23 protein-coding genes and 2 riboswitches are annotated in these 23,163 nt (G+C 71.2%); of the genes, 17 read left to right on the top strand and 6 right to left on the bottom strand.

Annotated elements, in window-relative coordinates; translation table 11 throughout:
- The first annotated feature begins 125 nt into the window (after positions 1-125).
- The 7 genes from ftsH to Nocox_RS41140 all read left to right on the top strand — a co-directional run bounded on the left by ftsH (position 126) and on the right by Nocox_RS41140 (position 5,406).
- Positions 126-2,126, top strand: coding sequence for an ATP-dependent zinc metalloprotease FtsH (ftsH, locus tag Nocox_RS41170; protein WP_033408001.1), 2,001 nt, complete (start codon positions 126-128; stop codon positions 2,124-2,126).
- A complete protein-coding gene (gene folE, locus Nocox_RS41165) occupies positions 2,123-2,728 on the top strand; it encodes a GTP cyclohydrolase I FolE (protein WP_051112430.1) in 606 nt (201 codons plus the stop codon). The genes ftsH and folE overlap by 4 nt, the downstream gene beginning before the upstream one ends.
- Before the next feature lie 67 nt (positions 2,729-2,795).
- On the top strand, positions 2,796-3,653 hold the full coding sequence (folP, locus tag Nocox_RS41160) for a dihydropteroate synthase (protein WP_033408000.1): 858 nt from the start codon (positions 2,796-2,798) through the stop codon (positions 3,651-3,653).
- On the top strand, positions 3,650-4,096 hold the full coding sequence (locus Nocox_RS41155; protein ID WP_020540842.1) for a nuclear transport factor 2 family protein: 447 nt from the start codon (positions 3,650-3,652) through the stop codon (positions 4,094-4,096). The genes folP and Nocox_RS41155 overlap by 4 nt, the downstream gene beginning before the upstream one ends.
- Positions 4,086-4,451: a dihydroneopterin aldolase gene (gene folB / locus Nocox_RS41150; RefSeq protein ID WP_020540841.1), complete on the top strand. Its 366-nt coding sequence runs from the start codon at positions 4,086-4,088 to the stop codon at positions 4,449-4,451. Before Nocox_RS41155 ends, folB begins: the two co-directional genes overlap by 11 nt.
- Positions 4,448-4,951, top strand: a complete 504-nt coding sequence (gene folK / locus Nocox_RS41145) for a 2-amino-4-hydroxy-6-hydroxymethyldihydropteridine diphosphokinase (RefSeq protein ID WP_020540840.1) — start codon at positions 4,448-4,450, stop codon at positions 4,949-4,951. Before folB ends, folK begins: the two co-directional genes overlap by 4 nt.
- The gene (locus Nocox_RS41140; protein WP_020540839.1) at positions 4,948-5,406 is read left to right on the top strand and encodes a DUF3180 domain-containing protein; all 459 of its coding nucleotides are present in this window, start codon (positions 4,948-4,950) and stop codon (positions 5,404-5,406) included. Before folK ends, Nocox_RS41140 begins: the two co-directional genes overlap by 4 nt.
- A 25-nt stretch (positions 5,407-5,431) precedes the next feature.
- On the opposite strand, the gene Nocox_RS41135 is transcribed toward Nocox_RS41140, so the two are convergent.
- Entirely contained in the window at positions 5,432-6,577 is a 1,146-nt protein-coding gene (locus tag Nocox_RS41135) for an NADH-quinone oxidoreductase subunit D (RefSeq protein WP_020540838.1), read from the bottom strand.
- Between the two features lie 131 nt (positions 6,578-6,708).
- Between Nocox_RS41135 and Nocox_RS41130 the strand changes: the two genes are divergently transcribed.
- The gene (locus Nocox_RS41130; protein ID WP_085995980.1) at positions 6,709-7,503 is read left to right on the top strand and encodes a DoxX family protein; all 795 of its coding nucleotides are present in this window, start codon (positions 6,709-6,711) and stop codon (positions 7,501-7,503) included.
- 43 nt (positions 7,504-7,546) lie between these two features.
- Here the strand turns inward: Nocox_RS41130 and Nocox_RS41125 are convergent, their stop codons facing one another.
- Positions 7,547-8,848 carry an aminotransferase class V-fold PLP-dependent enzyme gene (locus Nocox_RS41125; RefSeq protein ID WP_020540836.1) on the bottom strand — a complete coding sequence of 434 codons (1,302 nt, stop codon included), beginning with the start codon at positions 8,846-8,848 and terminating at the stop codon, positions 7,547-7,549.
- A gap of 43 nt (positions 8,849-8,891) precedes the next feature.
- A riboswitch (SAM riboswitch) is annotated at positions 8,892-9,007 on the bottom strand.
- 115 nt (positions 9,008-9,122) lie between these two features.
- On the opposite strand from Nocox_RS41125, the gene Nocox_RS41120 reads away from it, so the two are divergent.
- Entirely contained in the window at positions 9,123-9,890 is a 768-nt protein-coding gene (locus Nocox_RS41120) for a TerC family protein (RefSeq protein ID WP_020540835.1), read from the top strand.
- A complete protein-coding gene (locus Nocox_RS41115) occupies positions 9,890-11,086 on the top strand; it encodes a cytochrome P450 (RefSeq protein ID WP_020540834.1) in 1,197 nt (398 codons plus the stop codon). Before Nocox_RS41120 ends, Nocox_RS41115 begins: the two co-directional genes overlap by 1 nt.
- Before the next feature lie 13 nt (positions 11,087-11,099).
- On the opposite strand, the gene Nocox_RS41110 is transcribed toward Nocox_RS41115, so the two are convergent.
- The gene (locus Nocox_RS41110; RefSeq protein ID WP_020540833.1) at positions 11,100-12,062 is read right to left on the bottom strand and encodes an SAM-dependent methyltransferase; all 963 of its coding nucleotides are present in this window, start codon (positions 12,060-12,062) and stop codon (positions 11,100-11,102) included.
- 199 nt (positions 12,063-12,261) lie between these two features.
- Here Nocox_RS41110 and Nocox_RS41105 point away from each other — a divergent pair, with 199 nt between their 5' ends.
- The 5 genes from Nocox_RS41105 to Nocox_RS41085 all read left to right on the top strand — a co-directional run bounded on the left by Nocox_RS41105 (position 12,262) and on the right by Nocox_RS41085 (position 17,972).
- On the top strand, positions 12,262-12,489 hold the full coding sequence (locus tag Nocox_RS41105; protein ID WP_020540832.1) for a chaplin: 228 nt from the start codon (positions 12,262-12,264) through the stop codon (positions 12,487-12,489).
- Positions 12,490-12,795: 306 nt separating this feature from the next.
- Positions 12,796-13,686: a Rossmann-like and DUF2520 domain-containing protein gene (locus Nocox_RS41100; protein WP_026213861.1), complete on the top strand. Its 891-nt coding sequence runs from the start codon at positions 12,796-12,798 to the stop codon at positions 13,684-13,686.
- Positions 13,687-13,741: 55 nt separating this feature from the next.
- Entirely contained in the window at positions 13,742-14,578 is an 837-nt protein-coding gene (gene panC / locus Nocox_RS41095) for a pantoate--beta-alanine ligase (RefSeq protein WP_020540830.1), read from the top strand.
- A 79-nt stretch (positions 14,579-14,657) separates the two neighbouring features.
- Positions 14,658-17,186: an L-aspartate oxidase gene (locus tag Nocox_RS41090; protein ID WP_020540829.1), complete on the top strand. Its 2,529-nt coding sequence runs from the start codon at positions 14,658-14,660 to the stop codon at positions 17,184-17,186.
- 3 nt (positions 17,187-17,189) lie between these two features.
- Entirely contained in the window at positions 17,190-17,972 is a 783-nt protein-coding gene (locus tag Nocox_RS41085) for a type III pantothenate kinase (protein ID WP_026213860.1), read from the top strand.
- Positions 17,973-18,051: 79 nt separating this feature from the next.
- Here the strand turns inward: Nocox_RS41085 and Nocox_RS41080 are convergent, their stop codons facing one another.
- Positions 18,052-18,531, bottom strand: coding sequence for a hypothetical protein (locus tag Nocox_RS41080; protein ID WP_020540827.1), 480 nt, complete (start codon positions 18,529-18,531; stop codon positions 18,052-18,054).
- Positions 18,532-18,701: 170 nt separating this feature from the next.
- Here Nocox_RS41080 and lysX point away from each other — a divergent pair, with 170 nt between their 5' ends.
- A complete protein-coding gene (gene lysX / locus Nocox_RS41075; RefSeq protein WP_020540826.1) occupies positions 18,702-20,159 on the top strand; it encodes a bifunctional lysylphosphatidylglycerol synthetase/lysine--tRNA ligase LysX in 1,458 nt (485 codons plus the stop codon).
- A 28-nt stretch (positions 20,160-20,187) separates the two neighbouring features.
- Here lysX and Nocox_RS41070 read toward each other — a convergent pair whose 3' ends face one another.
- Complete coding sequence (locus Nocox_RS41070; protein ID WP_020540825.1) at positions 20,188-21,192, bottom strand: cytochrome P450; 1,005 nt, start codon at positions 21,190-21,192, stop codon at positions 20,188-20,190.
- A 469-nt stretch (positions 21,193-21,661) separates the two neighbouring features.
- On the opposite strand from Nocox_RS41070, the gene Nocox_RS41065 reads away from it, so the two are divergent.
- A complete protein-coding gene (locus Nocox_RS41065) occupies positions 21,662-21,874 on the top strand; it encodes a LuxR C-terminal-related transcriptional regulator (RefSeq protein WP_020540824.1) in 213 nt (70 codons plus the stop codon).
- 76 nt (positions 21,875-21,950) lie between these two features.
- On the opposite strand, the gene Nocox_RS43865 is transcribed toward Nocox_RS41065, so the two are convergent.
- A complete protein-coding gene (locus Nocox_RS43865; RefSeq protein WP_020540823.1) occupies positions 21,951-22,994 on the bottom strand; it encodes a C40 family peptidase in 1,044 nt (347 codons plus the stop codon).
- Positions 22,995-22,999: 5 nt separating this feature from the next.
- Positions 23,000-23,150: riboswitch (cyclic di-AMP (ydaO/yuaA leader) on the bottom strand.
- Positions 23,151-23,163: the final 13 nt, after the last annotated feature.

The raw sequence follows: 23,163 nt of genomic DNA, 5'->3' as shown, positions 1-23,163 counted from the left end.
AAGGGTGACCTTGCGTCCCCTTCGGGTAGTCAGAAGTCGCGGTGCCGGATGCCGCGGCCCCGGGCGTGCCCGGGGTTCCAGGCCATGGTCAGGAAGGGACGGGCCCGCAAGGGGTTCCGCATCGGATGGATCTCAAGCGATTTACACGTGGGCCACTGCTGTGGATCCTGGGCATCGTCGTGCTGCTCCTGCTCGTCACCCAACTGTGGAGTGGCGGCGGAAACTTCAAGCAGGCCGACACGTCCCTGGTGCTCCAGCAGATTCGCGCCGGCAATGTCAGCAACGCCAAGGTCGTCGACAAGGACAACCGCATCGAGGTGACGCTGAAGAACCCCGTCACGGTGCGGAAGGGCGACCAACCCACCAAGCTGGTCCAGGCCTACTGGGTCACGGGTTACGGCAGCAAGCTGACCGACGAGCTCCAGGCGCAGGTCGACGCCAAGCGCACCGACAGTTTCACCACCGAGGTGCCCCAGGAGAACCTCCTGGTGAGCATCCTGGTGAGCTTCCTGCCGATCGTCATCATCGTGCTGATCTTCCTGTTCATCATGAACCAGATGCAGGGTGGCGGCTCGCGGGTGATGAACTTCGGCAAGTCGAAGGCCAAGCTCATCACCAAGGACACCCCCAAGACCACCTTCGCCGACGTCGCGGGGGCCGACGAGGCCATCGAGGAGCTCCAGGAGATCAAGGAGTTCCTGCAGGCCCCGGCCAAGTTCCAGGCGATCGGCGCCAAGATCCCCAAGGGCGTGCTGCTCTACGGCCCGCCCGGCACCGGCAAGACCCTGCTGGCCCGCGCGGTCGCGGGCGAGGCGGGCGTGCCGTTCTACTCGATCTCCGGCTCCGACTTCGTCGAGATGTTCGTCGGCGTCGGCGCCTCCCGCGTGCGTGACCTGTTCGAGCAGGCGAAGGCCAACGCCCCGGCGATCATCTTCATTGACGAGATCGACGCGGTCGGCCGTCACCGCGGCGCCGGCCTCGGCGGCGGTCACGACGAGCGCGAGCAGACGCTCAACCAGCTCCTCGTCGAGATGGACGGCTTCGACGTCAAGGGCGGCGTGATCCTCATCGCCGCGACCAACCGGCCCGACATCCTCGACCCGGCGCTGCTGCGTCCCGGTCGTTTCGACCGGCAGGTCACCGTCGACCGTCCCGACCTGGAGGGCCGCAAGGGCATCCTCAAGGTCCACGGCCGGGGCAAGCCGTTCGCTCCCGACGTCGACCTCGACACCATCGCCCGCCGCACCCCCGGGTTCACCGGCGCCGACCTGGCCAACGTGATCAACGAGGCCGCCCTGCTCACCGCGCGGGCCGACCAGAAGCTGATCACGATGGAGCTCCTCGAGGAGTCGATCGACCGTGTCATGGCAGGGCCCGAGCGCAAGTCGCGGGTCATGTCCGACAAGGAGAAGAAGATGATCGCCTACCACGAGGGCGGTCACGCGCTGGTGGCGCACGCGCTGCCCAACTCGGACCCGGTGCACAAGATCACGATCCTGTCCCGCGGCCGCGCGCTCGGCTACACGATGACGCTGCCGATGGAGGACAAGTTCCTCGCCACCAGGTCCGAGATGATGGACCAGCTCGCGATGCTGCTCGGCGGCCGCGCGGCGGAGGAGCTCGTCTTCCACGAGCCCACCACCGGCGCCTCCAACGACATCGAGAAGGCCACGGCGGTCGCCCGCCGCATGGTGACCGAATACGGCATGAGCGAGCAGCTCGGCGCCCGCAAGTTCGGCACCGGCCAGGCCGAGGTGTTCCTCGGCCGCGAGATGGGCCACGAGCGCGACTACTCCGAGAAGATCGCCTCCACGATCGACGAGGAGGTCCGCCGGATGATCGAGACGGCGCACGACCAGGCGTGGGACATCCTGGTCGAATACCGCGACGTGCTCGACAACCTGGTCCTTGAGCTGATGGAGAAGGAGACGCTCTCCCGCCAGCAGGTCCTGGAGATCTTCGCGCCGGTGGTCGTCAGGGAGCACCGTCCGTCCTACGCGGGATACGGCAAGCGCCTGCCCTCCGACCGGCCGCCCATCCTGACGCCGAAGGAGAAGCAGTCGGCCAACGGCTCGCTGACCGGCGGCCACCAGGACGCGCTGCCGGCCGGCGGCGACGGCGTCTGAAGCAAGCACCACCGGAGCACTTTGTGACACAGCACGACGTCGACCTCGCCCGCATCGAGAAGGCCGTCCGCGAGATCCTCGCCGCCATCGGCGAGGACCCCGACCGCGACGGCCTGGTCGAGACCCCCGCCCGCGTGGCCAGGGCGATGGCCGAGCAGTTCTCCGGCCTCGGCCAGACGCCTGAGGACGTGCTCAACAAGGTGTTCGACGTCGATCACGACGAGATGGTGCTCGTCAGGGACATCGAGGTCTACTCGACCTGCGAGCACCACCTGGTCCCGTTCCACGGCCTGGCCCACGTCGGCTACATCCCCAACCAGCGGGGCCAGGTGACGGGCCTGTCCAAGCTGGCCAGGCTGGTGGACGTCTTCGCCCGCCGGCCGCAGGTGCAGGAGCGCATGACGTCCCAGATCGCCGACGCGCTGATGCGGGTGCTGGAGCCGCGCGGCGTGATCGTGGTCGTCGAGTGCGAGCACCTGTGCATGACCATGCGCGGAGTGCGCAAGCCGGGCGCCAAGACCGTGACCTCGGCGGTCCGCGGCGACTTCCGCACGAGCGACAAGACCCGGTCCGAGGCGATGGCGCTCATCCTCGGCAGGTGAGTCATCCTTATCCACAACTGGGGACCCGCGATGTCAGCAGGTGTGGTGGAACGCCTAGGCTTGGCCCATGACTAGCATGCCCATCAGCGTGCCGGGAGGGGCGGAGCGGTGTCTCGTCATGGGCGTGGTCAACGTGACCCCCGACTCCTTCTCCGACGGCGGCCTCTGGTTCGACGAGGCGGCCGCGATCAGGCACGGCTTCGAGCTGGTCGATGAGGGGGCCGACCTCGTCGACGTGGGCGGCGAGTCCACCCGTCCCGGCGCGGCCAGGGTGTCGCTGGAGGAGGAGCTGGCGCGGGTCGTCCCGGTGATCAGGGCGCTGGCCGCCGAGGGCGTGGCCGTCAGCGTCGACACCATGCGCGCCGAGGTGGCGCGGGCCGCGGTCGACGCCGGCGCGCGGCTGGTCAACGACGTCAGCGGCGGGCTGGCCGATCCGGAGATGCCGCGCGTGGTGGCGGCGACCGGCGTCTCCTACGTCGTGATGCACTGGCGCGGCCACAGTCACGACATGCACACCCGGGCCGTCTACCGCGACGTGGTCGGCGAGGTGCGCGAGGAGCTGAGCAAACGGGTGAGCCTGGTGCTGGCCGAGGGCGTGTCGGAGGAGCAGATCGTGCTCGACCCCGGCCTCGGCTTCGCCAAGAACGCCGAGCACAACTGGGCGTTGCTGGCCGGCATCCCCCAGCTGGCCGAGCTGGGCTATCCGCTGCTCATCGGGGCGTCGCGCAAGAGGTTCCTGGGGCGGCTGCTGGCCGACCCCGACGGCACACCCCGGCCGTTCAGCCGGAGCGACGACGCCACCCTGGCCGTGACCGCCCTGGCGGCTCAGGCGGGCGCTTGGTGCGTACGCGTGCACGAGGTCGGCCCCAACGCCGACGCGGTGCGCGTGGCCGCCGCATGGACACGAGCGGGAGCAGGCACATGAGCGTCGACACGGCCGCCATCGAGACGGTCAACCAGGAGTTCTACACCGCCATCGAAGGCGGTGACCTCGACAAGATGACCGAGATCTGGGCCGAGGACACCGCCGACGACCAGGTGAGCTGCGTGCACCCCGGATGGGCGCTGCTGACCGGGCGGTCCGAGGTGCTGCGTTCGTGGGCCTTGATCATGGCCAACACGACCTACATCCAGTTCGTGCTGACCGACGTCAACACGACCGTGCTGGGCGACGTGGCCGTGCTCACCTGCGTCGAGAACATCCTCACCGCCGGCGACGAGGGAGAGGCGAGCTTCGCCGCCGGCAAGGTGGTCGCCAGCAACGTCTACCTCCGCACCTCCCAGGGCTGGCGGCTGTGGATGCACCACGGCTCGCCGGTGCTCCAGGGCGACGACGACGAGGAGGAGGACGGCGAGCTTGAGCCTTGACCGCATCGCGCTCAAGGGCCTGCGGGTCCACGGGCGGCACGGCGTGCTCGCGGCCGAGCGGGAGCTGGGCCAGGAGTTCGTCATCGATGCCACGCTGTTCCTCGACACCGCGCCGGCCGCGGCCGGCGACGACCTCACGGCGACCGTCCACTACGGCGAGCTGGCCGAGGAGCTGGCCCAGGTGGTGGCGGGCGAGCCCGTGCGCCTCATCGAGACGCTGGCGCAGCGCCTGGCCGAGGTGTGCCTGGCGCGCGAGCCCGTGCGCAAGGTCGAGGTGAGCGTGCACAAGCCGGCGGCGCCCATCCCGCTGCCCTTCGACGACGTGATCGTGACGATCGAGCGGAGCCGCCCATGAAGACCGTCATCGCACTCGGCAGCAACCTGGGCAATCGCTTCCAGATCCTTCAGGGAGCGGTCGACGCCCTGTTCGACGCGCCGGGCCTGAAATTCGTCAAGGCGTCCCCGGTCTACGAGACCGATCCGGTGGGCGGCCCCGAGGGGCAGGACCCCTACCTCAACGCGGTCGTTGTCGCCGAGACCAGGCTGGAGCCGCGCACCCTGCTGGAGCGGGCGCTCAGCGTCGAGAACGCCTTCGGGCGGGTGCGGGCCGAGCGCTGGGGGCCGCGCACGCTCGACGTCGATCTCATCGTCGTGGGCGAGACCGTCTGCGACGACCCCGACCTGACGCTGCCGCACCCGCGGGCGCACGAGCGGGCGTTCGTGCTGGTGCCGTGGCTGGAGGCCGACCCCACGGCCGTCGTGCCCGGCCGCGGCCGGGTGGTCGACCTGCTGGCCGGGCTCGACCGGCAGGGTGTGCGGCCGCGGCCCGACCTGACGTTGCAGAGGCCCGATTGAGTCCCACCCGTCCCGCCCACCTGGTCGGCATCCTCGTCGCCGTCGCGCTGGTCACCTGGGCCTTCCTGCACCGCTTCTACGGCGACATCGCGTGGCTCCTGCCGTGGACGGCGATCCCGACGGTGCTGCTGCTGGCGCTCGGCGAGGCCCACAGCGCGCGGGCCACCAAGGCCAGGATCGCCCGCAAGCCGGGCACCAAGCCGGTGGAGCCGCTGGCCGTGGCCCGGCTGGCGGCGCTCGCCAAGGCGTCGGCGTACGCGGGGGCCGCCTTCGGCGGCGGGTTCGCCGGCTTCGCGCTCCACACGGTGGGCATCCTCGACCGCCAGACGCCGCGCTCGGAGTTCTTCGTGGCGACGGGGTCGTTCGCGGCGTGCGTGGTGCTGGTGGTCGCGGCGCTCTACCTGGAGCACGCCTGCCGGGTGCCGAAGGACCCCGAGGATCAGCAGCCGCAATAGCGCGGGCCGCCGTCCTGCCTGAGCTCTACTTGTCGATGTCCCCGACGACGAAGAACATCGAGCCGAGGATGGCGACCATGTCGGCCACCAGGTGGCCGGGCAGCATCTCGCGCAGCACCTGGACGTTGCTGTAGGAGGCCGAGCGCAGCTTGAGCCGCCACGGCGTCTTGTCGCCCTTGGAGACCAGGTAGTAGCCGTTGATGCCGAGCGGGTTCTCGGTCCAGGCGTACGTGTGCCCCTCCGGCACCTTGAGCACCTTCGGCAGCCGCTGGTTGATCGGCCCCGGAGGCAGCGAGCGCAGCCGTTCGACGCACGCGTCGGCCAGCTCCAGCGAGACCTTGACCTGCTCGAACAGCACCTCGAAGCGGGCCTGGCAGTCGCCGGCGTCGCGGGTGACGACCTTGACCGGCAGCTCGGGGTAGGCGAGGTAGGGGTCGTCGCGGCGCAGGTCGAGGTCCACGCCGGAGGCGCGGGCGATGGGGCCGCTGACGCCGTACTGCATGATCTGCTCGCGGGTCAGCACGCCGACGCCCTTGGTGCGGGCGGCGAAGATCTCGTTGTGCAGGATGAGGTCCTCGATGACCGGCATCCGGCGGCGGGTCTCGGCGACGGCCTCCGACACCCGGTCCAGCCAGCCCAGCGGCAGGTCCTCCTTGAGTCCGCCGACCCGGTTGAACATGTAGTGCATGCGCCCGCCGGAGATCTCCTCCATGACGGCCTGGATGCGCTCGCGCTCGTTGAAGGAGTAGAAGATCGGCGTCATCGCGCCCAGCTCCAGCGGGTACGAGCCGAGGAACATGAGGTGGCTCAGCACCCGGTTGAGCTCGGCCAGCAGCGTGCGCGCCCACACGGCCCGGACCGGCGGCTCCATGCCGAGCAGGCGTTCGGCGGCGAGCACCACGCCCAGCTCGTTGGCGAACCCGGCGAGCCAGTCGTGCCGGTTGGCCAGCATGATGATCTGGCGGTAGTCGCGGACCTCGAACAGTTTCTCCGCGCCCCGGTGCATGTAGCCGATGATCGGCTCGGCGGTGGCGATGCGCTCGCCGTCGAGCGTGAGCCGGAGGCGGAGCACGCCGTGCGTCGACGGATGCTGGGGGCCGATGTTGAGGATCATGTCCTCGGTGGCCAGCTCCTTCGCGCCCGCACCCATCCCGACCACACGTTCCGTCATACGGCCATGCTCCCACCGTCCATGAGGGCGATCCAGCGCGGGGGATGGTCAAGGATCGGTGCGAATTTGCCTGGCTCGTGGGACTAGGTGACGGACGTGGGGAGGAGATGGGGAACGGGGGGAGAAGCACCATGAAGAGAGTTGTGTTCGATATTGCGGCCCTGATCGCCAGGGTGGTCACCGGCGTGATCTTCGTGGCGCACGGCTGGCAGAAGTGGCAGGGCGGCCTCGGCGCGACGACGGCGGCGTTCAGGGACATGGGGGTCCCGATGCCCGGCGCCGCCGCCGGCTACGCCAGCGTGGTCGAGACCGTCGGCGGCATCTTCCTCATCCTCGGGCTGCTGGTGCGGCCGGTGGCGCTGCTGCTGCTGATCAACATGCTGGGCGCGATCATCTTCGTGCACGGGAACAAGGGCGTCTTCGTGGGCGAGGGCGGATGGGAACTGGCGGCCGCGCTCGGCTCGCTCAGCCTGCTGTTCCTGGCGCTCGGCGGCGGGCGGATCGGGCTGGACGGGCTGTTCCGCGCGATCTTCCGGCGCCGTGCGAGGCACCAGGTCGCCGAGGACGAGCTGGTCGAGCGCCGGCCCGGCGCCGGCATGGGTCCCGGCCCGTCCAACGTCAGGACCACCGGCGTCAGACCCGGAAGCGCGGAGGGCGCCTACGCGGCCGGCGCCGGCATGCGGGGCGGCCAGGAAGCGGGCGCCGGCATGCAGGGCGGCTCCGAGGCCGGCGTCGGCACCGGCCGCCGGGCCGAGGAGCCGGTGACGCCCGCGGAGCCGGGGACGCCTGCCGAGCGGCCGGAGATCCCCCGGCAGCCGTCCGCGCCGCGCACCCACGCGGGCGGGCTCGACGACGAGGACATGCGCGACATCGACGCCCTGGTCTCCGAGGACCAGCCGGAGCACCGCAAGCCGCCGAACCGCTGACCCGCGCTGACCCGCGCTGACCCGCGGGGCTCGGCCGCCCCGGTCAGCGGCCGACGATGACGCGCAGGGCCTCGACCAGCCGGTCCACGTGCTCCTCGGTGGTCCCGATGCCGATGGAGGCCCGTACGGCCGAGGCCGTGCCGTCCTCGCACCCGCCGTCGGCCGTGCCCAGCAGGTGCCGGACGAACGGGTGCGCGCAGAACTTGCCGTCACGCACGCCGATGCCGTACTCGCCGGAGAGCGCCTCGGCCACCTCCCGCGCCGCGTGCCCGTCCACGGTGAACGAGACGATGCCGACGCGCGGGTGGTCCTTCCCCCACAGCGTCAGCTCGCGTACCCCTTCGATGGCGGCCAGCCCGGCGCGGAGCCGCGCGAGCAGCCGCTCCTCCTCGCGCACCAGCGGCGTCCAGCCGGTGGCGGTGAGCGCGTCGCAGGCCGCGGCCAGCGCGATCGCGCCGAGCACGTTGGGGGTGCCCGCCTCGTGGCGCGGCTCGGGGTCCTCGTGCCACTCGGGGGCCCGCTCGGGGGCCTCGCCGACCGCGCGCACCGCGCCCCCGCCCTTCAGGTACGGCTCACCGCCCGCCAGCCAGTCCCCGCGCCCCACGAGCGCCCCGGCGCCGAACGGCGCGTACAGCTTGTGCCCGGAGAAGGCCACGTAGTCGAGGTCCAGCGCGGTCAGGTTGAGCTGCCGGTGCGGCACGAGCTGCGCGGCGTCCACCAGGATGCGCGCCCCGTGGCGGTGCGCGATGTGCGCCAGCGCGGCGATCGGCCACAGCTCGCCGGTGACGTTGGAGGCGGCGGTGACGACGAGCAGCTTGGGCCCGTCGATCGCGGCCAGCGCCTCGTCGGCGGCGCGTACGGCCTCGCCGGGGAAGGCGGGCGGGGCCAGCCGGACGGCGTCGCGCCAGGGCAGGAGCGCGGCGTGGTGCTCGGTGTCGAAGACGACGACGGTGGTGCCGGCGGGCAGGCAGCGGGCCAGCAGGTTGGTGGCGTCGGTGGTGTTGCGGGTGAAGATCACCGCGTCGGAGGGGCGGGCGCCCACGAAGGCCCGTACGGTGTGGCGGGCCTGCTCGTATCTGGCGGTGGTGAGCTGGGAGGCGTAGCCGGCGCCGCGGTGGACGCTGGAGTAGGCCGGGAGCGCGGCGGTGACGGCGGCGCTGACCGGCTCCAGACAGGGCGCGCTGGCGGCGTAGTCGAGGTTGGCGTACCGGACGAGCCGGCCGCCCTTGACCGGCACCTCCAGGTCGGCCCCGAGCACGGCGGGGACGGGCCGGGCGGTCTCCGTCGCGGCGGCGGGGGCCTCGGCGGGGGCGGCGGCGTCGCTGAAGATCGTCAGAGTGGGCACAGCAATGCTCCTCGGGTCATCGGACCCCAGGAGGCGACCTTGGAGCCCGCGCTTGCCCGCCACACCTCGTGACGGACCAGGTCTTCACCCGGGGCACCCCGCCGCGGACGCGAGGGTTGCCGGCCAGCTAGCCGGGGCTTGTCGCTGGCGCTCATGACCTACGCCCGCACTATAACCGACACCTGGCGGCAAAACGCAAGTGCGTGAACTTCTGTGGTGGTTGGCGCGTTGTGCCCGGAAAGTTCGTTGGCCCGCGCTTGACGGAGGTGTTCGGATGTTGGACTGGGTGGCCGACCCCCAGATGTGGATCGGCTTCTTCACCCTTGTCGCCCTGGAGATCGTCCTGGGGATCGACAACATCATCTTCATCTCCATCCTGGCGGGGAAGCTGCCGCCCGAGCAGCGCGACAGGGCCCGGGTGCTCGGCCTGGCCGCGGCCCTGGTCAGCCGGCTGCTCCTGCTGCTCGGTCTGTCGTGGGTGGTGCAGCTCACCGAGCCGCTGTTCACGGTGCTCGGACAGGAGATCTCGGGACGGGACCTCATCCTGCTGCTCGGCGGGCTCTTCCTGCTGGGCAAGAGCGTCACCGAGATCGGCCACACCATGGACGGCCCGGTGGGCAAGGACGGCAAGAAGGCCGCCGTCACCTCGTTCACGTCGGTGATCCTGCAGATCATGATCCTTGACGTGGTGTTCTCGCTGGACTCGGTCATCACCGCGGTCGGCATGGTGGACGAGCTCGGCGTGATGGTCGCGGCGGTGGTGGTGGCGGTCGTGGTGATGCTGTTCGCCTCGGGGCCGATCAGCCGCTTCGTGGACCAGCACCCGAGCGTCAAGATGCTGGCGCTGGCGTTCCTGGTGCTGATCGGCGTGGTGCTCGTCGCCGAGGGCCTGGACCAGCACATCCCGAAGGGCTACATCTACTTCGCGATGGCGTTCTCGGTCGTCGTGGAGTTGCTGAACATCCGGGTGCGGAGCAAGAACGCCAGGCAGCGGCAGGTGGAGGCTGTCGAGCACGAGGCGGAGGCTCCTAAGATGCAATAGTGCGCTTTGACCCCTGGAATCCGGATTTCGTAGCCCATCCCTATCCGGTCTACGACGAGCTGCGGCGCGAGCGGCCCGTCAGCTACTACGAGCCCACCGACCAGTGGCTCGTCTCCCGTCACGCCGACGTCAACGCCCTGCTCAGGGACCGTCGCCTGGGCAGGTCGTACCTGCACGTGGCCACGCACGAGGAGTTCGGCAGGCAGCCGGAGCCGGAGTTCCAGGAGCCGTTCTGGCGGGTGATCAGGGCGGGCATGCTGGACGTCGAGCCGCCGGTGCACACGCGGCTGCGGCGGCTGGTGTCGAAGGCGTTCACGCCGCGCATGGTCGAGTCCCTGCGGCCGCGCGTGCGGGCCATCGCGGGCGGGCTCGCGGACACGTTCGTGGAGAAGGGCGGGGGTGACCTGCTCGCCGAGGTCGCCGAGCCGCTGCCGGTCACCGTGATCGCCGAGATGCTCGGCATCCCCGAGGCCGACCGCCACCTGCTCCGCCCCTGGTCGGCCGACATCTGCGGCATGTACGAGCTCAACCCGGGCATCGAGGCGCAGCACACCGCCGTCCGCGCGGCCTCGGAGTTCGCCGGCTACCTCAGGGACCTGGCCCGCGTCCGCCGCGCCGCCCCCGGCGACGACCTGGTCAGCGCGCTCGCCCAGATCCCCGAGCTGACCGAGGACGAGCTGATCGGCACCTGCGTGCTGCTGCTCAACGCCGGGCACGAGGCCACCGTGAACGTCACAGGCAACGGCTGGTGGTCGCTGTTCAGGAACCCGGAGGAGCTGGCCAGGCTGCGCGCCGACCGCTCGCTGCTGCCCACCGCCGTCGAGGAGCTGCTGCGCTGGGACACGCCGCTGCAGCTGTTCGAGCGGTGGGTGCTGGAGGACATCGAGGTCCACGGGGTGGAGATCCCGCGCGGGGCCGAGGTGGCGCTGCTGTTCGGCTCGGCCAACCGGGACCCCGAGGCGTTCGAGGACCCGGACCGGCTGGACGTGGGGCGGGCCGACAACCCGCACATCTCCTTCGGCGCCGGCATCCACTTCTGCCTGGGGGCGCCGCTGGCCCGCATCGAGCTGATGGAGTCGTTCGGGGCGCTGCTGGACCGTACGGTGAGCCTGGAGCTGCGCGAGGAGCCCTCGTGGAAGCCCGGCTACATCATCCGCGGCCTGGAGGCTCTGCACCTCACCGCCACCCCCGCCTGACGGAGCGGCGCCGTCAGCGGCGCTGGTCGAGCCAGCCGAAGCCGCCGAGCCCGGCCGGATCGATGAGCTCGCCCTCCTCCGACGCCCTGGCCAGCGCCCGCAGGTAGCCGCGCGGATCCCGGTGGGCCAGCTCGACCGGCGGCCGGGCGCCGGTCAGGCCCAGGGCGCGCAGCGCGGCGCGCTGTGTGGACAAGGTTGTGGATATCGCGCCGGCCCGGCGGCCCGCCTCCGCGCAGGCGTCGAGCGCCACGTGCGCGGTGATGTCGCAGGTGCCGTCGGGTATGGGGCTGACGACCGCCCCGTCACGGTAGCCGGTCAGCGTGCCGCAGAGGGGGCGGTTGTCCACAGGATGTGCATAATCGACGGCGATCGCCCGGCCCCTGGTGAGGCGGGTGACGACCGCCGCCCACGCCTCGTCGCGGGGCCGTCCGATCTCGGCCCGCGCCCCGACCCGGGGGAGTGGCCACCACCGTTCGAGCCACTCCCGGTCGGCGGGCCGCAGGGCCCCGCCGACGCGCTCCTCGCCCGTGTGGACGTCGACCATGACCAGCCGCGGCCCGCCGGAGGTCTGCTCGACGACGTCCACCGGCACGTTGTCGAGCCACTCGTTGGCGATGGCGAGGCCCTGGATGGCGTCGGGCAGCCCGCCGCGCCACTCGACCCGCTCGGGCAGGCCCTCCGGCCGGGGCGACAGGTCGACCGCCGTGACCCGCAGCCGCTCGCTCAGGCCGGGCTCGGCCGCGGCGAGCACGCGGGTGACCAGGGTGCCCTCGCCGGCGCCGATGTCGACCAGGTCGAGCCTGTCGGGCTTGCCGAGCTCGGCGTCCACCTCGCGGAGCAGGGCCAGCACCGCCTCGGCGAACGCCGCCGAGGCGCTGACGGACGTGCGGAAGTGGCCCGAGGGGCGCTCGCGGAGATAGAAGCCCGCCTCGCCGTACAGCGCTCGCTGGGTCGCGGCGCGCCAGGTCAGCCACATGTCATGGACTATCTCACGACTCGTCGATGGCACGCACCGTCATCTCGTGACTACTCATTGTCGTTCGCTTGCGGTACTGTTTACGTTCTGTCGCCGGTCGGCTGCGTTGCGCCAACCCCCAGGTGGCGACTGCGGCGGCCGTTCCCGGCGCAAGCCAACGTCCGCGGCCCTCGTGCCGCGCAATCGAAAAGGAGCTCACATGCTGAAGAAGACCCTGGTCCTGGTCGGTGCCGCCGCGGCTCTCGCGCTGTCCGCGCCCGTCGCCCACGCCGACATCACCAGCGGCAACGGCAGCATCCTGGGTGGCAACCAGGTCAACGTCCCGATCAGCGTGCCCGTCAACGTCTGCGGCAACGCCGTCGCGGTCATCGGCGTCAGCGTGGCCGGCTGCAAGGGTGGGGCGACCTCCCACCTGAAGAACCGCTGACGAAGCGGGGAGCCCGGACCGGTGCGGTCCGGTCCGGGCTCGGACTCCCGGCCGGGCAGTCGGCGGAGCACCGGCCAGGCGCACCTCCAAGAGGTCACCATGCGGGCGTCGGGTCCGAGGGCTCGGCGCCCGCTCCAATGCGGTGAACCCCTCTCCTCATCTCTTCCGACAGGGGGTGCACCTTTTGTATGCCCTTGTCCCTTTTGCCGATAACTCAACCTCCGGCAAAGCACCAGTCACAATCCCTGGACGGAGAGGCCGTTACGCTGGGCGGCAGTGCCATCCGGTCGACAGGGGTGAGACGTCATGGAGGCAGGGGATCGCCCGGCCCGGCTGAGCGTGGGCGTGCTCGGGGCGGGCAAGGTGGGCTCGGCCCTCGGTGCCGCGTTGCAGCAGGCCGGCCATCGCATCGTCGCCGCGAGCGGCGTGTCCGACAACTCCCAGCGCTGGGCGGCTGAGCGCCTCGGCGTGACGCCGTCCCGGCCCGACGAGGTGGTGACGGCGGCCCAGCTCATCCTGCTGACCGTGCCCGACGACGCGCTGCCCGACCTCGTCGGCGGCCTCGCCGCCACCGGCGCCGATCTGCAGGGCAAGCTGCTGGTGCACACCAGCGGCGCGTACGGGCTGTCGGTGCTCGACCCGGCCGCCAGGCGCGGCGCGCTGCCGCTCGCGCTGCATCCCGTGATGACGTTCACCGGCCGCGACGACGACCTCAACAAGCTCACCGGCATCTCCTACGGCGTCACCGCCCCCGACGCGCTGCGCCCGATCGCCGAGGCCCTGGTCATCGAGATGGGCGGCGAGCCGGTCTGGATCGCCGACTCCGACCGCGCGCTCTACCACGCGGCCCTGGCCGGAGCCGCCAACCACATGGTCACCCTCATCGCCGAGTCCTCCGACCTGCTCGGGCGCATCGGCGTCGAGCATCCGGGGCGGATGCTGGGCCCGCTGCTCGGCGCCGCGCTCGACAACGTCCTGCGGCTCGGCATCGCCGGTCTCACCGGCCCGGTCGTGCGCGGCGACGCCGGCACCGTGCGCAAGCACGTCGACGCGCTGATCCTGGCCGCCCCGGAGGCGGCCGACGCCTACATCGCGCTGGCCAGGCTCACCGCCGACCGCGCGCTCGCCGCCGGACTGCTCAAACCGGAGGAGGCGGAGCGGCTGCTCGACGCGCTGGGCGGCAATATATGGACCTGACCGTGCGAGGAAGCGCCGCCGCGAAGCGGAGGCCATGAACGCGAGGGGCCGCCCCATGGATCTGATCGTCGCCAGGAACAGGGAAGACCTGGTCAAGGCGCGTGGCGGTGGTGAGGTGGCGCTGGTGCCGACGATGGGCGCGCTGCACGAGGGCCACCGCTCGCTCATGCGGCTCGCCCGGTCGCGGGCCGACCAGGTCGTGGTCAGCGTTTTCGTCAACCCGCTGCAGTTCGGGCCGAGCGAGGACTTCTCCCGCTATCCCCGTACGTTCGAGTCGGATCTGGAGGTGTGCCGGGCCGAGGGCGTGGACGTGGTCTTCCACCCGTCCGCCGAGGACATGTACCACCCCGACCGCCAGGTGAGCCTCCTGGCCGGCCGGATGGGCGAGATCGTGGAGGGGGAGTCCCGCCCCGGGCACTTCGACGGGGTGCTGACGGTGGTGCTCAAGCTGTTCAACCTCGTCCAGCCGAGGGTGGCGGTCTTCGGGCAGAAGGACGCCCAGCAGCTCGCCCTGATCCGCCGCATGGTGGCCGACCTGGACGTGCCGGTCGAGATCGTCGGCGCGCCCACCGTCCGCGAGCCCGACGGCCTGGCCCTGTCGAGCCGCAACCGCTACCTGTCCGAGGACGACCGGCAGGTGGCGCTGGCGCTCTCCCGCGCCCTGCGCGCGGGCGAGGCCGAGCGGCGGCCCGGCGCGATCCGCGAGGCCGCCCGCGAGGTGCTGGCCGCCGCCGGGCCCCGGCTCGACCTGGACTACGTGGTGCTGGTCGATCCGGCGACGTTCACCGAGGTGGGGGAGGAGCACGCGGGCGAGGCCGTGCTCGCCGTGGCCGCCAGGGTCGGCGCCACCCGGCTGATCGACAACGTCGTCCTGAACGTGAATCCCGCCTGAGGCGGATCCCGGGGCATGCACACCCTCGCGGAAGCGTTATCGTCATGTTGACGAAATCGCCCGAGTGGAGGAGAGCCCAATGAGCGCACCGGCGATTCCCCTGCGGCTGACCGCCCCCGCCCCCGGCTGGACCGCCGAGGCCGACCTGGTCGTCGTGGGCTCCGGCATCGCGGGCCTGACCGTGGCCCTGCGCTACACGGAGCTGGAGCCCGACGCCAAGGTCCTCGTCGTCACCAAGGACGTGCTGTCGTCGGGCTCGACGCGCTGGGCCCAGGGCGGCATCGCCGCCGTCCTCGACCCCCGCGACACCCCCGAGGAGCACCTGAACGACACGCTCATCGCCGGCGTCGGCCTGTGCGACGTACGGGCGGTGCGGACGCTGGTCACCGAGGGCCCCGGCGCGCTGCGCCGGCTCATCGAGCGGGGCGCCCGCTTCGACCGCACCCCGGACGGCCGGCTCCAGCTCACCCGCGAGGGCGGCCATCGCCGCAGCCGCATCGTGCACGCCGGCGGCGACGCGACCGGCGCGGAGGTGCAGCGGGCCCTCATCGAGGCGGTACGCGCCCGCCCCGCCATCGAGGTGATCGAGCACGCCCTGGTGCTCGACCTGCTCAAGGACGCCCGCGGCCGGGCCAGGGGCGTCACCCTCCACGTGATGGGCGAGGGCGCCCGCGACGGCGTCGGCGCGGTGCTCGCGCGGGCCGTCGTGCTCGCCACCGGCGGCATGGGCCAGGTGTACGCGGCCACCACCAACCCCGTGGTCTCCACCGGTGACGGCGTCGCGCTGGCGCTGCGGGCCGGGGCGGTGGTGCGCGACCTGGAGTTCGTCCAGTTCCACCCCACGGTGCTGTGGCTCGGCGCGGACTCGACCGGGCAGCAGCCGCTGATCTCGGAGGCGGTACGGGGCGAGGGCGCGTACCTCACCGACCACGAGGGCAACCGCTTCATGGCCGACGCGCACGAGCTGGCCGACCTGGCGCCGCGCGACGTCGTCGCCAAGGGGATCATGCGCACGATGCGCGCCACCGGCCGCGACCACGTCTACCTGGACGGCCGCCACTTCGGCCGGCGCAAGTGGGAGACCCGCTTCCCCACCATCTACGCGGTCTGCCGTGAGCACGGCATCGACCCCGTGACCGAGCCGATCCCCGTGGCCCCGGCCGCCCACTACGCCAGCGGCGGCGTACGGACCGATCTGCGCGGCCGTACCTCGATCGACGGCCTCTACGCCTGCGGCGAGGTCGCCTGCACGGGCGTGCACGGCGCCAACCGGCTGGCCTCCAACTCGCTGCTGGAGGGCTTGGTCTTCGCCGAGCGCATCGCCGAGGACGTGCACGCGGCCCGCCCGGCCCCCGGCGACCCGGTGCCGTCCGAGGCTGCGTCCGGGTTGGTGGACCCGCGCATCCGGCCCAGGATCCAAGCCCACATGAGCAGGGGCGCGAGCGTGCTGCGCAGCCGCGAGTCGCTGCGCGCCACCGCGAAGGCGCTGCTCGACGCCCGCTGGACGCCGGTCGAGGTGCCGCCTCGCACCGAGTCCTGGGAGGCGGCCAACCTGCTCACCGTCGCCACCGTGCTGACCGGCGCGGCGGCGGCCCGGCTGGAGACCCGTGGCTCACACTGGCGCGAGGATCACGGGACGCGCGACGACAACGAATGGCTGGGCCACCTGGATGTGACCCTGACGGAGGAGGGCCTTCGCATGACGTACACGCCGCACGGGGACACGATGCCGGTGCGCCTGGCGCAGGAGCTGTCGGCCGCCGGGCTCGACCCGGCCGAGGTGGACGCGGTCATCGGCCGCGCGCTGGAGGAGGACCTGTGGGAGGCCGGCGACGTGACGAGCATCGCCACCATCCCCGCCGGGCAGCGCTCGTCGGGTGACGTGGTGGCGCGCAGGGACGGCGTCGTGGCGGGGCTGGCGGTGGCGGAGGCGGTGTTCGTCCGGCTGGGGGCGGACCGGACCGAGCGCCGGGCCAAGGACGGCGAGCGGGTCAGGGCGGGCGACGTGCTGCTCACCGTCGAGGGGCCCGCGCGCGCCCTGCTGACCGCCGAGCGCACCGCGCTCAACCTGCTCACGCACCTGTCCGGGGTGGCGACGCTCACCGGCAGGTGGGTCGAGGCGATCGAGGGCACCGGGGCCCGCGTCCGCGACAGCCGCAAGACGCTGCCGGGCCTGCGCGCGCTGGAGAAGTACGCCGTGCGCTGCGGCGGCGGCGTCAACCACCGCATGTCGCTGTCGGACGCCGCGCTGATCAAGGACAACCACGTGGTGGCGGCGGGCGGCGTGGCCGAGGCGTTCCGCGCGGTCCGCGAGCGGTTCCCCGACCTGCCGATCGAGGTGGAGATCGACCGGCTCGACCAGCTTCAGGCGGTGCTCGACGAGGGCGCGCAGGAGGTGCTGCTGGACAACTTCACCGTGGAGGACACCGCACGTGCCGTACAAATCGTGAAAAAGCAGGCGAAAAACAGGGTTGCTCTTGAGGCGAGTGGGGGATTGACCTTGGAATCGGCCCGTGCTGTGGCCGAAACTGGCGTTGACTACCTGGCGGTAGGCGCGCTGACGCACTCGGCGCCGGCCCTGGACCTCGCACTGGATCTACGGGGGTAATTGATGCTGCTCACGATCGACGTCGGCAACACGCACACGGTGCTGGGACTCTTCGAGGGCGAGGACGTCATCGAGCACTGGCGGCTGGCCACCGACGCCCGCCGCACCGCCGACGAGATCGCGGTCGTCCTGCAAGGGCTGCTGGCGCAGTCGCCGCTGCTCAAGGGCACCGACGTGGACGGCATCGCCATCTGCTCGACGGTCCCGAGCGTGCTCAACGAGATGCGGGAGATGTGCCGCCGCTACTACGGCGACGTCACGGCGGTCATCGTGGAGCCGGGCATCCGCACCGGCGTGCCGGTCCGCATGGACAACCCCAAGGAGGTCGGCAGCGACCGCATCGTCAACGCCCTCGCCGCCATCGACCAGTACGGCGGCCCCTGCGTGATCGTCGACTTCGGCACCGCCACGTCCTTCGACGCGGTCTCCGCCAAGGGCGAGTACATCGGGGCGGTCACCGCGCCCGGCATCGAGATCTCGGTCGACGCCCTCGCCGCCGCCGGCGCGCAACTGCACAAGGTGGAGCTGGTCCGGCCCCGCTCGGTGATCGCCAAGAACACCGTCGAGGCCCTGCAGGCCGGCATCATCTACGGCTTCGCCGGCCAGGTGGACGGCATCGTCGAGCGCATGGCGGCCGAGCTGGCCGACGACCCCGACGAGGTCACGGTCGTCGCCACCGGCGGGCACGCCGGGCTGGTGGTCGGCGAGTCACGCTCCATCGACGTGCACGAGCCGTGGCTCACGCTCATCGGCCTCCGCCTGATCTACCACCGCAACGCGGGCTGACACAGGAAGCGGGCGGCCCCCCGCTCGGGTGAGGGGGCCGCCCGCGGTTCTTGGTGTCCGGGCGCGAGCTCCGGTGTCACTACTCGCTCTCGGCGGTGTAGATGTAGTCCCAGCGGCCGCACTTGGTCGGGTACTTGCTGTACGGGCCGATCTGGCAGACCTGCACCCGCAGGGTCTGGACGTCGTTCTCCTCGAAGTGGAAGCGCTGGAAGCTGGGGTAGCCGCAGTACTTCTTCCAGTAGACCGGCGACCAGTCGCCGTCGAAGTCCTCGGACTGGAACCGCACGTACGCGCACTTGCCGCCCTCGTTGTAGCTGCGGTTGTCGCGGTCCCAGAGCTTGCCGCGCACGTGGACCTCGTTCGACTCGCCGTCGTGGTCCCAGTTGACGTCGACGCGGCCCTCGGCCTTGGCCTGGTAGTTCTTGGCGTACACCGGGCCCCAGTGCGAGGAGTAGTCGTCGGCGTGGGGCGAGGAGGCGAAGGCGGCGGCGGGCATCGACAGGGCGACGGCGGTGGTGGCGGCGGCGGCGAGGGTGCCGATCGCGAGCTTCTTGAACATTTCTCTCTCCTGGAGCTCCCCTGGGCCGGCTCCCTGCCGGCTCCCCCCTGAGCTCGTGAGTCATTGATAAAAGAGCCCTCTTGCAGGCACCCTGCAACGGACCGACGAGCTCTTGCAGTTCGCCATATCCCCTACGCTTTAGTGCTGTGAGCGAAGAACTTCCCGAGCAGATGCGGATCCGGAGGGAGAAGCTCGACCGCCTTCGCAGCGAGGGCGTCGATCCTTACCCGGTCAATTTCCCCCGTACGGCGACCAACGCCGAGGTCAGGGAGAAATACCAGGGCCTGGAGCCCGACACCGCCACCGGCGAGAGCGTCTCGGTGGCCGGCCGCGTCATGCTGAGCCGCGTCGGCGGGAAGCTCTGCTTCGCCACCCTGCGCGACGGCGAGGCCGACCTGCAGGTGATGATCTCCCTCGACCGGGTCGGCGAGGAGTCGCTGGCCCGCTGGAAGCGTGACGTCGACCTCGGCGACCACGTCGGCATCACCGGCGAGGTCATCACCTCGCGGCGGGGCGAGCTGTCCGTGCTCGCCGACGACTGGCAGATCACCTCCAAATGCCTGCGGCCGCTGCCGGAGAAGCACGTCGGCCTGACCGACCCCGAGGCCCGCGTCCGCCAGCGCTACGTCGACCTCATCGTCAACGACGAGGCCAGGAAGATGGCCCGGGTGCGCAGCGCCACCGTGCGCGCGGTCCGCGACTTCTGGCACGAGGAGGGCTACCTCGAGGTCGAGACGCCGATGCTGCAGCCGATCCACGGCGGCGCGGCGGCCCGGCCCTTCCGCACCCACATCAACGCCTACGACATGGAGCTCTATCTGCGCATCGCGATCGAGCTCTATCTCAAGCGGCTCGTGGTCGGGGGCGTCGAGAAGGTCTTCGAGATCAACCGCAACTTCCGCAACGAGGGCGCCGACTCGACGCACAACCCCGAGTTCACCATGATCGAGGCGTACGGCACCTACCTCGACTACCACGACATGGCGGACCTGACGCAGCGGATGTACCAGAAGGCCGTCGTGGCCGCCCTGGACACCACGGTCGTCGTGCACGACGGCGTCGAGATCGACCTCGGCCTGGCCGAGTGGCCCCGGGCGACGCTCTACGGCCTGGTCTCCGAGGCCGTCGGCGAGGAGATCACCACCTCCACCACGCTGGAGGAGCTGCGCAAGATCGCCGACCGGCGCGAGGTCCACTGGGACCCGAAGTGGGGGTCGGGCAAGCTCGTCCAGGAGCTGTTCGAGGAGCTGGTGGAGCACACGCTGGTGCAGCCGACGTTCGTCATGGACTATCCGCTGGAGACCTCGCCGCTGGCCCGCCTCCACCGCGACAACCCGCTGCTCACCGAGAAGTGGGACCTCATCGGCTTCGGCACCGAGCTGGGCACGGCCTACTCCGAGCTCATCGACCCGATCGACCAGCGGCACCGGCTGGTGGAGCAGTCGCTGCTGGCCGCCGGGGGCGACCCCGAGGCGATGCAGCTCGACGAGGACTTCCTGACCGCCCTCGAGTACGGCATGCCGCCGACGGGGGGCATGGGCGCGGGCATCGACCGGATGATCATGGCGTTCACCGGCAGGAACATCCGCGAGACCATCCTGTTCCCGCTGGTCAAGCCCACCCACTGACGACCGGGCCCTGGCCGGGCCCGGTCCTTCAGCGGTTGAGCCGCACAGGGAGCTTCGCGAGCCCCCGCAGCACCAGGTTCGGCCTGTACGGCGGCGCCGGATCCAGCAGCTCCATCCTGGGCGCCGCGGCGGCCAGCGCGGCGAGCGCGATCTCGCCCTCCATCCTGGCCAGGGTCGCCCCGAGACAGAAGTGGATGCCGAGCCCGAAGGCGAGATGCCGCCCCGGCTCGCGCGCCACGTCGAACCGGCCGGGGTCGAACCGGCCGGGGTCGAACCGGCCCGGATCGAACCGGCCAGGGTCTGGACGATGGGGATCGAAACGATCGAGGTCGAAGCGGTCGGGGTCGGGGAAGGCCGCGGGGTCGCGGTTGGCCGCGCCGATCAGCGCGACCACGGCCGTGCCCGCGGGCACCGGCGTCCCGCCGAGCTCGGCGTCGCGCAGCGCCACCCGCCCGGTGAGCTGGACCGGCGGGTCGTAGCGCAGCACCTCCTCGACGACCGGCCGGGGCCGCTCGGCGGCGTGCCTGAGCAGGTCGTGACGGACCAGGGCGAGCACTCCGTTGGCGATGAGGTTGACGGTCGTCTCGTGGCCGGCCACGAGCAGCAGCACGCAGGTGGCCAGCAGCTCGCCCTCGGTCAGCTCCTCCACCCGGACGAGGGCGCTCAGCAGATCGTCGCCGGGCCGCCGGCGCCGGAGCTCCAGGAGGTCACGGAAATAGTCGCGAAACTCCCTTCCGGACCGGCCGCTTTCCGCTATCAGATCCTCTGTAAGCATCGGGTCAAGGCTGCGGGCGGCCGTCTCGCTCCAGCCCTGGAAGCGCTCGTGATCTTCCGGCGGGACGCCCAGCATCTCGCAGATCACCCTGACCGGCAGCGGGTACGCGAAGCCGGAAACCAGGTCGCCCTCCTCCGGCAGCGCGGCGATCAGCCCGGCGGTGACGGCCTCGACGCGCGGGCGCAGCCGCTCGACCATGCGGGGCGTGAACGCCCTGCTGACCAGACCGCGTAACCGGGTGTGATCGGGCGGATCCATACGCAGAAATGACTCGACGGGCTGACCTGGATTGACGCGATTGACAGGATTCGGGCCGTGCCCGAAGCGGGGGTCGCGGAGCATGGCGCCGCACAGTTCGTGACCGGTCAGGACGAACAGCCCGGCGGGCGTACGGAAGATCGGCCCGCGCTCGCGCAGTGCGTGGTAACGCGCATAGGGATCATCCAGAAAACCGGGATCCGCGGGATCAAAACCCAGAACGTCCGCCGGACCCGAGGGGGAGGGAGGGCCGCCCCCGGGCTGATCAACGACATCGGTCATCGCGCGTCCAGCATCCGGTCGGCATATGGCGAGTACGTCACATATGGGCGATCATGTCAATAGCGCTCGTCAAGGGCGGGGTTTATCACGCTTGACGACCTTTCGGAGATGCGTTTACCTTCTGCGAGACGAGCGGCTTTGGCGCGTTGTGAGGTCCACATTCTGCTGTTGGGGGGGAGGGCTCCCGATGGAAGTGCTCACTGAAGGCGTTGAGCTGAGCCACGCGGATCTGGCTTTACTCGGCGAGCTGGCCAAGGGCGTCACGGTGGACCGGGTGGGGAGACGTCTGGACATCAGCGGGCGCACCGTACGCCGGAGACTGCGCGGCATCTGTGATCGCATCGGCGTCGCGACGGCCATCGAGGCCGTCGCCTGGGCGGCGCGCCGCCAGCTCATCTGATCTGACGACACGCCTGTGCCCGGCGGGGTGGCCGGTCGGCTCAGCCGGCTCAGTCGGCTCAGTCAGCTCAGCCGGCTCAGTCGGCGATGCGCACCGCGCCCGCGAAGGGCCGGTTGCCGAGCGCGGCCACCCGTACGACGTCGCCGGTGCGCGGGGCGTGCACCATCATGCCGCCGCCGATGTAGATGCCGACGTGATGCAGGTCGCTGTAGAAGAAGACCAGGTCGCCGGGGCGCATCTCCTCGCGTGAGATGTGCCGGCCCGCGGTCCACTGGTCGCCGGTGTAGTGCGGCAGGGAGATGCCGACGCGCTGGAAGGCGGCCATGACCAGGCCGGAGCAGTCGTAGGAGTTGGGGCCTTCCGCGCCCCACACGTACGGCTTGAGCTGCTGCGTGAGCGCCCACCTGGCGGCCGCCGCGGCCTTGCCGGTGCCGGGGATCGGCAGGTTGACCCGTACAGCGCGGGTGCCGGGCCGCCCGGCCTCGCCGAGGGCGCGGCGGAAGAGGCTGCTCTCGGTCCTCGTGATCAGTGAGGTGATCTTGTCGCGCTTGGCGTCGAGGTCGGCGACGATCTCGCGCAGCTCCTCCATGCGGGCCTTGGCGCCGGCCTCGGCGCGGGTGGCCGCGTCCATGGCCTTGAGGAGCTGGTTGACCTCCTCGCTCTGCTGCGTCTCCAGCGCGTGCGTGGTCGCCGCCCGGTCGAGGAACTCCTCCGGGTCGTCGGACTGCATGAAAGCGAGGGAACGGTTGAGCCCGCCGGTGATGTAGGCGTTCTGGGCGAGCATGACGGCCTTGGCGCGCTTGGCGGCGAGATCGGCCTGGCTGTCGGCCAGGGTCCTCTGCGCGGCGTCCGAAGCCTTCTTGGCGGTTTTGTACTTCTCCCGCTGGCCGTTGTACTGCTCCGTGAGCGTCTCGATCTCGACGTGCAGCTTCTCGACCTTGTCCGACAGCTCCTTGAGCGACGGCTTGGGCTCAGCGGACGCCGGGGCGATGGGGGCCACCAGTAACGCGCCGGCCAGCAGGGCCGCCGCTCCGAGGCGGAACGGCCGCCGGAACCGTTCTCGATGGCGGGCGTCCCCGCCCGCCGTCCTCTCGTCCCCACGCGTGCGCGTGCGCTTCACCAACCAGCTCCCTTCCTCGACGCCTACCGGGTTAGCTGACGGGTTCGGGCCGGAGGAGCCCTACCGAACGATTCGGATTCACCCCAGTGATGGCGTGCGGCGGGCGCCATCGGCGGGTCCCCGGCTTCCCTTGCGGGAATTGGGCGTGGCTCCCGCGCGACACGCGGGG

Source organism: Nonomuraea coxensis DSM 45129, assembly GCF_019397265.1.
Lineage (GTDB): Bacteria > Actinomycetota > Actinomycetes > Streptosporangiales > Streptosporangiaceae > Nonomuraea > Nonomuraea coxensis.
The sequence above is the reverse complement of the archived record's forward strand: the minus strand, read 5'-3'. Positions and strand labels throughout refer to the sequence as shown.